This window comes from Streptomyces sp. WAC 04229, assembly GCF_003947455.1.
In the GTDB taxonomy this organism is placed as follows: domain Bacteria; phylum Actinomycetota; class Actinomycetes; order Streptomycetales; family Streptomycetaceae; genus Streptomyces.
Genome location: NZ_QHJH01000235.1, coordinates 1 through 10,680, shown reverse-complemented (window position 1 = coordinate 10,680; position 10,680 = coordinate 1). Strand labels below are relative to the sequence as shown.

General features: G+C 71.8%; 11 protein-coding genes. 4 read left to right on the top strand and 7 right to left on the bottom strand.

What is annotated here, in order from left to right; translation table 11 throughout:
• Nucleotides 1–42 precede the first annotated feature (42 nt).
• On the top strand, nucleotides 43–822 hold the full coding sequence (locus DMH12_RS34415) for a S16 family serine protease (RefSeq protein ID WP_125495262.1): 780 nt from the start codon (nucleotides 43–45) through the stop codon (nucleotides 820–822).
• A 6-nt stretch (nucleotides 823–828) separates the two neighbouring features.
• Here DMH12_RS34415 and DMH12_RS34410 read toward each other — a convergent pair whose 3' ends face one another.
• From DMH12_RS34410 to DMH12_RS34390, 5 genes are read right to left on the bottom strand one after another with little or no spacing between them, the layout of a single operon-like run.
• Entirely contained in the window at nucleotides 829–1,821 is a 993-nt protein-coding gene (locus DMH12_RS34410; protein WP_260474451.1) for a glycine betaine ABC transporter substrate-binding protein, read from the bottom strand.
• Nucleotides 1,818–2,714: an ABC transporter permease gene (locus tag DMH12_RS34405; RefSeq protein WP_125495261.1), complete on the bottom strand. Its 897-nt coding sequence runs from the start codon at nucleotides 2,712–2,714 to the stop codon at nucleotides 1,818–1,820. The genes DMH12_RS34410 and DMH12_RS34405 overlap by 4 nt, the downstream gene beginning before the upstream one ends.
• The gene (locus tag DMH12_RS34400; RefSeq protein ID WP_125495260.1) at nucleotides 2,711–3,997 is read right to left on the bottom strand and encodes a betaine/proline/choline family ABC transporter ATP-binding protein; all 1,287 of its coding nucleotides are present in this window, start codon (nucleotides 3,995–3,997) and stop codon (nucleotides 2,711–2,713) included. The genes DMH12_RS34405 and DMH12_RS34400 overlap by 4 nt, the downstream gene beginning before the upstream one ends.
• On the bottom strand, nucleotides 3,990–4,637 hold the full coding sequence (locus DMH12_RS34395; RefSeq protein ID WP_122619839.1) for an ABC transporter permease: 648 nt from the start codon (nucleotides 4,635–4,637) through the stop codon (nucleotides 3,990–3,992). Before DMH12_RS34395 ends, DMH12_RS34400 begins: the two co-directional genes overlap by 8 nt.
• A gap of 29 nt (nucleotides 4,638–4,666) precedes the next feature.
• Nucleotides 4,667–5,167: an Lrp/AsnC family transcriptional regulator gene (locus DMH12_RS34390; RefSeq protein ID WP_163016249.1), complete on the bottom strand. Its 501-nt coding sequence runs from the start codon at nucleotides 5,165–5,167 to the stop codon at nucleotides 4,667–4,669.
• Between the two features lie 151 nt (nucleotides 5,168–5,318).
• Here DMH12_RS34390 and hppD point away from each other — a divergent pair, with 151 nt between their 5' ends.
• Complete coding sequence (gene hppD / locus DMH12_RS34385; RefSeq protein WP_125495259.1) at nucleotides 5,319–6,464, top strand: 4-hydroxyphenylpyruvate dioxygenase; 1,146 nt, start codon at nucleotides 5,319–5,321, stop codon at nucleotides 6,462–6,464.
• Between the two features lie 21 nt (nucleotides 6,465–6,485).
• Here the strand turns inward: hppD and DMH12_RS34380 are convergent, their stop codons facing one another.
• Nucleotides 6,486–7,883, bottom strand: a complete 1,398-nt coding sequence (locus DMH12_RS34380; RefSeq protein WP_185832723.1) for a lipopolysaccharide assembly protein LapB — start codon at nucleotides 7,881–7,883, stop codon at nucleotides 6,486–6,488.
• Nucleotides 7,884–7,974: 91 nt separating this feature from the next.
• Between DMH12_RS34380 and DMH12_RS34375 the strand changes: the two genes are divergently transcribed.
• The gene (locus DMH12_RS34375) at nucleotides 7,975–9,408 is read left to right on the top strand and encodes an FAD-binding oxidoreductase (protein WP_399189849.1); all 1,434 of its coding nucleotides are present in this window, start codon (nucleotides 7,975–7,977) and stop codon (nucleotides 9,406–9,408) included.
• A 13-nt stretch (nucleotides 9,409–9,421) separates the two neighbouring features.
• Here DMH12_RS34375 and DMH12_RS34370 read toward each other — a convergent pair whose 3' ends face one another.
• Complete coding sequence (locus DMH12_RS34370) at nucleotides 9,422–9,835, bottom strand: SsgA family sporulation/cell division regulator (RefSeq protein ID WP_125495257.1); 414 nt, start codon at nucleotides 9,833–9,835, stop codon at nucleotides 9,422–9,424.
• Nucleotides 9,836–10,093: 258 nt separating this feature from the next.
• Between DMH12_RS34370 and DMH12_RS40090 the strand changes: the two genes are divergently transcribed.
• A partial coding sequence (locus DMH12_RS40090; RefSeq protein ID WP_260474450.1) for a DUF2510 domain-containing protein occupies nucleotides 10,094–10,680 on the top strand: 587 nt, incomplete at its 3' end.

The window sequence follows — 10,680 nt, the reverse complement described above, 5'->3', positions numbered from 1 at the left end:
CCCCCACCCAGAGCGGCAGCGCCCCCGCGTTAGATTGACCCCGTGCTCTCACGTCTCTCCCGCCCCCAGTTCCTCGCCGCCTGCGGTGTCCCCGTCGTGGGGCTGCTCGCTGCCGTGCTCTTCGCGCCGTTGCCGTTCTCCGTGGCGCAGCCCGGGCTGACGGCGGACGTGCTGGGGAAGAACCAGGGGGCCGAGGTGATCACCATCAAGGGCGCGCCGACGCGGGAGACCAGCGGGCAGTTGCGGATGACGACCATCGAGGCGACCGGGCCGGACGCGAGTGTGCACCTCGGTGACGTGCTGGGGAGCTGGTTCGACACCGACCGGGCCGTGATGCCGCGCGACGCCGTCTACCCGAGCGGCGACGACGTGGGCGAGATCGAGCAGTACAACCAGGAGCAGATGAAGGAGTCGCAGGACGCGGCGACCACCGCCGCCCTGGACTACCTGCGCCTCGGCGACGAGGACATCGACGTCGACCTGCGGCTGGAGGACGTCGGCGGGCCCAGCGCCGGGCTGCTCTTCTCCCTCGGCATCGTCGACAAGCTCGGTACCGGTGATCTCACCGGTGGCCGGGTGGTCGCCGGTACCGGCACCATCACCACCGGCGGCAAGGTCGGCGCGGTGGGCGGCGTGCCGCTGAAGACGCAGGCCGCGCGGCGGGACGGGGCGACCGTGTTCCTCGTACCGAAGGCCGAGTGCTCCGACGCGCAGGCCGAACTGCCGAAGGGCCTGCGGCTGATCCCTGTCACCACCCTCAAGGGTGCGGTCGACTCGCTGAAGGCCCTGGAGGCCGGCAAGGGTGACGTCCCCGCTTGCTGAGAAGTGCTACCCCTCCACCACGAACCCCTTCTCCTTCATCCAGTCCAGCGCCACCTGGTGCGGATCCTCGCCGTCCACGTCGACCTTCGCGTTCAGGGTCTGCGCGACGTCGTTGGTCAGCGCCTTCGTGACCGGGTCGAGGACCGAGGCGATCGCGGGCCAGGCCTTCAGGGTGGCGGTCCGGACCATGGGGGCCGCGTTGTAGTTCGGGAAGAACTTGCGGTCGTCCTCCATCACCACCAGGTTCATCGACTTGATCCGGCCGTCGGTGGTGAAGACCTCGCCGAAGGTGCACGCGCCCTTCGCGGTCTGGGTGTAGATGATGCCGGTGTCCATCTGTGTGACGTTCCCGGCCGGCAGGGACATCCCGTACGCCTTCTCCAGCCCCGGCAGTCCGTCCGCCCGGTTGGCGAACTCGCCCTCCACGCACAGCGTCACCGCGCCCGGGTCCGACTTCGACAGCCGGGCGACCTCCGAGAGCGTCTTCGTCCCGTACTTCTTGTAGTTCGCCTGGTTCATCGCCAGTGCGTACGTGTTGTTCATCGGCGCAGGCGGCAGCCAGGTCAGGCCCTTCTTCGCGTCCGCGTCCTTCACCGCCTGCCACTGCTGCCGGGGGTCGGGGATCGGCTTGCTGTTGCCCAGGTACGTGATCCAGGCGGTGCCCGTGTACTCGTACGTGGCGTCCGCGTCGCCGTTCTCCACCGCCGCCCGGGTGCCGACTGAGCCCTGGATGCCCGTGCGGTCGAGCACCTCCGCACCGGCCGCCTCGAAGGCGATGCCCATGATCGCGCCCAGTACCAGCTGCTCGGTGAACTCCTTGGAGGTGACCGTGAGATCGGCGTCGGCCAGCGGCCGGCCCCGCCCGATCGAGCCGGGGCCCACGTCGTCGACCATGGGGGAGCCGCTGGTCAGCCCGCACCCGGCGGAGGCCACCAGGACGGCTGCGGCCAGCATCAGACACGTACGCCTGCTCACGGAGCCGACTCGGGGCCGTCTCATGTCCCCACCTCCAGGCCCCGCGGCCGCAGCAGCAGTTCCGCCAGCGAGGCCAGCCAGTCCACCAGCAGCGCGAGCGCCACGGTGAGGATCGAGCCGAGCACCAGCACCGGCATCCGCTGGCTGGTGATGCCGGTGGTGATCAGCACGCCCAGGCCGCCGCCCCCGCCGAAGGTCGCCAGCGTCGCCGTACCGACGTTCAGGACGAGCGCCGTGCGCACACCGGCCAGGATGAGGGGGACGGCCAGGGGGAGTTCCACCCGGGTGAGCACGCCCAGCGGGGACATGCCGATGCCGCGGGCCGCCTCCAGGAGCGTCGGGTCGTTCGCCTTCAGGCCGGCGATGGTGTTGGAGAGCACGGGCAGCACGGCGTAGATGATGATGCCGATCAGGGCGGCCCGGCGGCCGATGCCCAGCCAGATCACCAGCAGCGCCAGCAGACCGATCGCGGGGGTCGCCTGGCCCATGTTGGCCAACGCCATCGCCACCGGCGTCGCCTTCCGGAACATCCGCCTGGTCAGCAGGATGCCCAGCGGGATCGCGATGATCAGCACGAAGAACGTCGAGATCACCGTGAGCTGCACGTGCTGCCACAGTGCTTTGGTGACCTGCCCGTTCGACAGCGCGTTCCGGCTGAGGGCGTCCAGGTCGGCCTGGCGGAACCACAGCCAGGTCGCCAGCAGTACGGCGATCACGGCCACCGGCAGGAAGGTCAGCTTCCGCCAGCCGACCCGGAGCTGCGCCGCCTGCGTGGACGCGCGCTGGGGCTCCCGCTCGGCCTCGTGCTCCGCCTCATCCGCGGCGACGTCCCCGGCGTCGGCCCGGAAGGCCACGCCGCCGGCCTCGTGCTCGCCCCCGGGCCGCCGGCCGCCGGGGGAGCGGGAGGAACCGCTCATGCCCGGCCCCCGATCCCCCCGAAGCCCTCCTGCTCGGCATGGGTCTGCTCGCTCCGGGTCTCCTCCAGGTCGTGCCGGTGCTCCAGCGCGTCCAGCCGGTCGGCCTCCAGCAGCTCGTGCACGGAGTTCATCAGCGTCTCCATGTCGACGACGCCCGTGTACTCCCCGCGCCGCCCGGTCACCGCGACCCGCCCCGCGTTGTCGGTGAGCACCGCCTCCAGCGCGTCCCGCAGCGTCGCGTCCCGGGTCACCGTGTCGTGGACCAGCGTCCCGGCCCGCGCCAGCGAACCCCTGGCCCGCATCAGGTCGCCGCGCCGCAGCCACTTGTAGGGCCGGCCGCGCCGGTCGAGGAGCAGGATCTCGTTGGTGCCCGCGTCCCGGAGCCGGTCGAAGATGTGCTGGAGCGGGTCCTCCACGGTCACCGTCGGGTAGTCGGTGATCGCCACGTCCCGCACCCGGCTCAGGTTCAGCCGCTTCAGCGCCGCACCCGCGCCCACGAAACCGGAGACGAAGTCGTCCGCCGGGTTGGTGAGGATGGCCTCCGGGGTGTCGAACTGCGCGATGTGGGAGCGTTCGCGCAGCACGGCGATCCGGTCGCCCAGCTTGATCGCCTCGTCGAAGTCGTGGGTGACGAAGACGATCGTCTTGTGCAGCTCGTGCTGGAGCCGGATCAGCTCGTCCTGGAGGTGGTCCCGGGTGATCGGGTCGACCGCGCCGAACGGCTCGTCCATCAGCAGGACGGGCGGATCAGCCGCCAGCGCCCTCGCCACGCCCACCCGCTGCTGCTGGCCGCCGGACAGCTGGCGCGGATAGCGGTTGTGGAACTCCCCGGGGTCGAGACCGACCAGGTCCAGCATCTCCTCCACCCGCGACTTGATCCGCGCCTTCGACCAGCCGATCATCCGCGGCACCAGGGCGATGTTCTGGGCGACGGTCATGTGCGGGAAGAGACCGGAGGCCTGGATCGCGTAGCCGACCTTGCGGCGCAGCTTGACCGGGTCGATGTCGGTGACGTCCTCGCCGTTGATGCGGATGCGTCCGCCGCTGGGCTCGATCAGCCGGTTGATCATCTTCAGGGTGGTGGACTTCCCGCAGCCCGACGGGCCGACGAAGATGACCATCTCACCGGCCTTGATCTCCATCGACACGTTCTCGACGGCCGGCTGCGGGTTGCCGGGATAGAGCTTGGTGAGGGACTCCAGCTCGATGGTCGCCCCGGTGGTTGCCCGGGTGGCGGTGCCGTCCCCCTCGGGCGCGGCGGTGGGCTCGGTCGTCTCAGGCACGGATCCCCCTGGGAATGGTCAGGCGTCCGAGCAGGACGTACGCGGCGTCGAACAGAAGAGCCAGGATGATGATCCCGAGCGTGCCCGCGAGTACCTGGTTCAGCGCGTTCTTGCTGCCCAGCGAGGCGATGCCGCGGAAGATCTCGTTGCCGAGGCCGGGACCCGAGGCGTAGGCGGCGATCGCGGCGATGCCCATCAGCATCTGGGTCGAGACCCGGATGCCGGTCAGGATCGGCGGCCAGGCCAGCGGCAGCTCCACCCGCAGCAGCCGGGCCGGGCGCGACATACCGATGCCCGTGGCCGCGTCCACCAGCGCCGGGTCGACCCCGCGCAGGCCGACGATCGAGTTCCGCACGATCGGCAGCAGCCCGTACAGAGTCAGGGCCGTCACCGTCGGCGGCACGCCCAGACCCACGATCGGGATGAGCAGACCGATCATGGCCAGCGACGGGATGGTGAGGATGGTCGACGTGGACAGGGTCGCCAGGTTTCCCGCCCACTCGCTGCGGTAGGTGACCACGCCGATCAGCACCCCGAGCAGCGTCGCCACCACCATGCACTGGAAGACGGCGCTGGCGTGCTGGTAGGCGTCGGCGAGCAGCTGCTGGTGGCGGCTGCCCAGGAAGTCCCAGAAGTTCACCTCCGCTCACCTCCGGGATCGGGTCGGTCTCAGTCGCCTCTGCCGGTGTCCTCGGCCGCCTGCTCCACCAGCGGGATGATCCGCAGCGGGACGGGGTTCTCCATGACGATCGCCGTGGAGGCCCGGACGATGCCATCAAAACCGACGACCAGGTCGATCACACGCTGGAGATCGGCGTTCGAGCGGGCCACGAGGCGGCACAGCATGTCCCCGGTACCGGTGGTGGTGTGCAGTTCCAGCACCTCCGGCACGGTCGCCAAGTGCGCCCGCACATCGGCCCCTTGACCCTGCCGGATCTGCAGCGTCGCGAACGCGGTGACCGGGTAGCCGAGCGCCGCCGGGTCCACCTCGGGACCGAAGCCGCGGATGACTCCGTTCGACTGAAGCCGGTCGAGGCGGGCCTGCGCGGTGCCCCGCGCCACCCCGAGCCGACGGGACATCTCCAGCACCCCGATCCGCGGCTCCCGGGCCAGCAGCCCGATGATCCGCCCGTCCAGCCGATCGATCCCCGCACCCGCCACACCGGCCATACCCGCACCCTCCCGGCCGGTCATCCCGGCTAGTCATCCCCGCTAGTCATCCTGTACAGATCGCCCGCACCGACCGTCGTTTCACTAGTCAGGTTGCCCACTGAAAACGCGAACTATTGCGCACCTTGCAGGCAGGGGAGAACCTGCGGCTATGACGCAGACCACACACCACACTCCCGACACCGCCCGGCAGGCCGATCCCTTCCCGGTCAAGGGAATGGACGCGGTCGTCTTCGCCGTGGGCAACGCCAAGCAGGCCGCGCACTACTACTCCACCGCCTTCGGCATGAAGCTGGTCGCCTACTCCGGACCGGAGAACGGCAGCCGGGAGACCGCGAGCTACGTCCTGGAGAGCGGCTCCGCCCGCTTCGTGTTCACCTCGGTGATCAAGCCGTCCACCGAGTGGGGCACCTTCCTCACCCAGCACGTGGCCGAGCACGGCGACGGCGTCGTCGACCTCGCCATCGAGGTGCCGGACGCGCGCGCCGCCCACGCGTACGCCGTCGAGCACGGCGCCCGCTCGCTCGCCGAGCCCCACGAGGTCAAGGACGAGCACGGCACCGTCGTCCTCGCCGCGATCGCCACCTACGGCGAGACCCGCCACACGCTCGTCGAGCGCACCGGCTACGACGGCCCCTACCTGCCCGGCTACGCCGCCGCCGACCCGATGGTCGAGCCGCCCGCCCGGCGCACCTTCCAGGCCGTCGACCACTGCGTCGGCAACGTCGAACTCGGCCGGATGAACGAGTGGGTCGGCTTCTACAACAAGGTCATGGGCTTCACGAACATGAAGGAGTTCGTGGGCGACGACATCGCCACCGAGTACAGCGCGCTGATGTCGAAGGTCGTGGCCGACGGCACCCTCAAGGTCAAGTTCCCGATCAACGAGCCCGCGATCGCCAAGAAGAAGTCCCAGATCGACGAGTACCTGGAGTTCTACGGCGGCGCCGGCGTCCAGCACATCGCGCTGAACACCAACGACATCGTGCAGACCGTCCGCTCCATGCGCGCGGCCGGCGTCCAGTTCCTGGACACCCCCGACTCGTACTACGACACGCTCGGCGAGTGGGCCGGCGAGACCCGGGTGCCGGTCGAGACCCTGCGCGAGCTGAAGATCCTCGTCGACCGGGACGAGGACGGCTACCTGCTGCAGATCTTCACCAAGCCGGTCCAGGACCGCCCGACCGTCTTCTTCGAGATGATCGAGCGGCACGGCTCGATGGGCTTCGGCAAGGGCAACTTCAAGGCCCTGTTCGAGGCGATCGAGCGCGAGCAGGAGAAGCGCGGCAACCTCTGACGGACGCCGCCACCGGACCCGTCAGCCGGGCGGGCCCTCCTGCGAGGGCTCGCCCAGCTCCTTCAGCGCCCGCTCCGCCTCCGGCGCCCCCAGCGGCGAGAAGTGCGGGTTGATCACCAGCGCCTCCCGCAGATGCCGCCGCGCGGGCCCGTACCGCTCCAGCTCCTTCTCGATCACACCCAGGTGGAACACGTACAGCGCGCTGCGCACCCCACCGCCCTTCTCGCTGTCCGTCGCGAGGGTCGCGAACTCCAGCGCCTCCTCGTGCTCACCGCTCCGGTGCAGCGCCCAGCCCAGCGCGTCGGCGACCGCGGTCCCCGGCTGCCGCCCCCACTCCGTCCGCAGCCGCCGCACCGCGGCCGCCGGGTCCCCGTGGTCCGCCTCGAACCGCCCCAGTACCAGCTCCTCGTCGGCCCCGGCCGCCTCCGCTCCGCGCACCCGTGCGCGCAGCAGGTCGTACTGCACCCGCGCGGCCTGCTCCAGCCCCAGCGACTCGTACAGCTCGCCCAGCTCCAGGGCGTACTCGGGGCTCGGCCGCTTCGCCAGCGCCGCCTGGTACGCGGTCAGTGCGTCGGTCGTCCGTCCCAGCGCCGCCATCGCCCGGCCCTGCCCGGCCTGCGCGGCCCGCTGGTCGGGGTCGGTGCGCAGCGACTCCTGGAAGAACCGCAGCGCCCCCTGAAGGTCCCCGCGCTCGAACGCCAGCCGCCCGGCCTGCTCCAGATACGCGGCCCGCTCGGCCGGCGCCTGGGCCGCGGCCGCCGCGTCGGAGATCTGCGCCGCCGCGTCCTCCCGCCAGCCCCGGTCCCGGTACACCGCCGCGGCCCGCGCCTTCACGGCCGGTGTGCCCGCACGCAGCTCCAGCATCCGGTCCAGGGCGCGGCCGACGCCCTTGTGGTCGCCGAGCCCGGTGTAGGCGTCGATCAGCACCGCGTGCGCCGTCCACCGCTTCGGCGCCGCCTTCGCCGCGCGCTCGCCCCACGTCTTCGCCGCGGGGAAGTCCCGGCGCGCGACCGCCAGCGCCGCCAGCCCCTCGAGGGCCTGCGGGTTGCGCTCCGCCCCCACCTTCAGTGAGGTGTTCAGCGCCTTCTCGGCCTTCGCCCAGTTCGCGAAGGACTCCGTCCGGCGGCCCTGCTCGACGTAGGCCGTCCCCAGCACCGCCCACGACACCCCGTCCAGCGGATGCGCCCGCAGGTGCGACTCCCGGTCCCCGATCAGCACCGCGAGGTCCGGGAGCGCGGCCGGCACCCCGGTGGTCACCGCCCCCCGGGCCACGGCCGCGGGCCCCGGCGCGGGCGGGGAAGCGTCGTCCCCCTCCCGGGGCAGCAGCACCAGGACCCCGCCGAGTACGACGGCTCCGGCGACCGAGGCGATCAGCACCCGGCGCGTGCGGCGGGAACGCCACCCGTGTTCGATCTCCATGGCGCCCACTGTGCGCCCATATGACGAGCACACCGTGCTTGCGCCGGGCGGCGTCCACGGGGTTCACACCGATGGCCCCGGGTGCGAACCTGTGATCATGAGCCGTATCGAAGCGCCTCGAGACGCAGCCGACGGAGCCGACGGAGCCCCGGCGGTCACCAGCGCCCTCGTCGAGCGGCTGCTCGCGGGGCTGCCCGTCGAGGCCGTGCTCACCGACCCCGACGTCACGGCCTCCTACGCCAACGACATGGCGAGCTTCTGCCCGTCCGGCGTCCCCGCGGTGGTCGTCCTGCCGCGTACCGTCGAGGACGTCCAGCACGTCATGCGCACCGCCACCGAGCTGCGCGTCCCGGTCGTCCCGCAGGGCGCCCGCACCGGGCTGTCCGGCGCTGCCAACGCCACCGACGGCTGCGTGGTGCTCTCGCTGACCAGGATGGACCGCATCCTGGAGATCAACCCGGTCGACCGCGTCGCCGTCGTCGAGCCGGGCGTCGTCAACGCCACGCTCTCCCACGCGGTGAACGCACACGGCCTGTACTACCCGCCGGACCCCTCCAGCTGGGAGATGTGCACCATCGGCGGCAACATCGGCACCGCCTCCGGCGGCCTGTGCTGCGTCAAGTACGGGGTGACCGCCGAGTACGTCCTCGGCCTGGACGTCGTCCTCGCCGACGGCCGCCTGATGTCCACCGGCCGCCGCACCGCCAAGGGCGTCGCCGGATACGACCTCACCCGCCTGTTCGTCGGCTCCGAGGGCTCCCTCGGCATCGTCGTACGGGCCGTCCTCGCGCTGCGCCCCAAGCCGCCCGAGCAGCTGGTGCTGGCCGCCGAGTTCGCCTCCGCGTCCGCCGCCTGCGACGCGGTCTGCCGGATCATGGAGGGCGGCCACGTGCCGTCCCTCCTCGAACTGATGGACCGTACGACCGTCAAGGCGGTCAACGACCTCGCCCACATGGGTCTGCCGGAGACCACGGAAGCCCTGCTGCTGGCCGCCTTCGACACCGACGACCCCGCCGCCGACCTCGGCGCGGTCGGCGCGCTGTGCGAGGCCGCCGGTGCCACCCAGGTGGTGCCCGCCGACGACGCCGCCGAGTCCGAACTCCTGCTCCAGGCGCGGCGCCTGTCCCTCACGGCGCTGGAGGCGGTCAAGGGCACCACGATGATCGACGACGTGTGCGTGCCGCGCTCCCGGCTCGGCGACATGCTGGCGGGCATCGAGCGCGTCGCCGCCAAGTACGACCTCACCATCGGCGTCTGCTGCCACGCCGGCGACGGCAACACCCACCCCACCGTCTGCTTCGACGCGCGGGACCCCGACGAGTCGCGGCGGGCCCGCGAGTCCTTCGACGAGATCATGGCCCTCGGCCTGGAGCTGGGCGGCACCATCACCGGCGAGCACGGCGTGGGCGTCCTGAAGAAGGAGTGGCTGGCCCGCGAGATCGGCCCGGTGGGACTGGAGATGCAGCGGGCCGTCAAGCACGTCTTCGACCCGCTGGGCATCCTCAACCCCGGCAAGCTCTTCTGACCCGCGGCGGGGCTCACCGGGCGAGCAGTTCGGCCAGTCCGTCGTCGATGCCGAGCTGCCCGCCCTCGGTGCCCGGCGGCACGGCGCGCAGCGTCCGCTCCAGCCAGGCGGACACCTGTGGCGTGGGCGCTTCCAGAAGGGCGTCCCCGTCGGGGCTGCTCAGTGCCATCAGTACGACGCTGCGGCCCTCCGCCTTCGACGGCCACACCCGCACGTCCCCGTGCCCGGACGGCCGGAAGACCCCCTCCACCAGGAGTTCGCGCGCGAACGTCCAGTGCACCGGGTGACCGGAGTCGATGTGGAAGGTGATGTGCACGGCGTAGGGGTCGTCGGTGTGGTAGCCGAGCAGGGCCGGCACGGCGATGCCGTGTTCGGGGGACAGGATGAGCCTCAGCTCCAGTTCGCGTTCCACGACGGTGGGGTGCATGGCGGGTTGTTCCTCTCTCGTACGGATCCGCACGGGCCGCCCGGAGCGGGCCCGCACGAGTGAGAGCGGCCGGAGCCGCGAGCGTTACGCGGGTTCGCGGAACTTTTTTCCCACCACCTCTGTCCCAGGTGTGAAGGTCCATGCACGAGGTTGCCCGGAAAGGGGTGGGTCCGGCGGGGCCGGCGGTGCGGATTGCGCCCGTCTGATAGATGTTTGGTGCCCCTCTATCAACCCCCGAGCAGATACGGGACGACGGACATGAGCGCCCCAACCCCGGCCCCCGGCGACGACAGGCCCCGCGAAGGGTATTACCCGGACCCGTCCATTCCTGGATATGTCCGGTACTGGAACGGCGCCTCCTGGGTGTCGGGCACCAGCCGGCCCGCCCCCAAGGACGGCGAGCCGCTCGTGCCGCCGCCCGGCGCGCCGGCCTCGGCCTCGGCCTCCGTCGAGGAGACCGGCCCGCACTTCTTCGACGAGGACCCGGTCGCGGAACAGCCGCCCGCGGCGTCCCAGCACGGCAGCCGTCCCGAACCCGCGACGGCCTGGGGTGCCGACCGCGCCCAGCGCTCCGGGCACCCCGACGCCCCGGGCCGGTCCGTCGCCTGGCCGGGCCCGGCGCAGGGGACCGACCCGAGGATCCCGCACGCCCGGCAGGAGGGGGCGGCCGCTGAGGCCGCCCCCGCCGACGCGCGTTCCGGTGCGGGTGCCGGTGCCGCGCGGGCGGACGTCCCGGCGGAGCCCGCGTCCGGCGAGGCGGAGGACCGGGGCGGCAGCACCTTCGTCTTCCGCCGTCCGACGGCGGGCCCGCAGGACGCCCCGGCCGCGGGCGGCACCCCGTCCCC

Bases quoted from the DNA above. Each gene is read 5' to 3' on its own strand.
- hppD (WP_125495259.1), top strand. From the start codon at position 5,319: ATGACGCAGACCACACACCACACTCCCGACACCGCCCGGCAGGCCGAT.
- DMH12_RS34410 (WP_260474451.1), bottom strand. From the start codon at position 1,821: ATGAGACGGCCCCGAGTCGGCTCCGTGAGCAGGCGTACGTGTCTGATG.
- DMH12_RS34405 (WP_125495261.1), bottom strand. From the start codon at position 2,714: ATGAGCGGTTCCTCCCGCTCCCCCGGCGGCCGGCGGCCCGGGGGCGAG.
- DMH12_RS34390 (WP_163016249.1), bottom strand. From the start codon at position 5,167: ATGGCCGGTGTGGCGGGTGCGGGGATCGATCGGCTGGACGGGCGGATC.
- DMH12_RS34370 (WP_125495257.1), bottom strand. From the start codon at position 9,835: ATGCACCCCACCGTCGTGGAACGCGAACTGGAGCTGAGGCTCATCCTG.
- DMH12_RS34380 (WP_185832723.1), bottom strand. From the start codon at position 7,883: ATGGAGATCGAACACGGGTGGCGTTCCCGCCGCACGCGCCGGGTGCTG.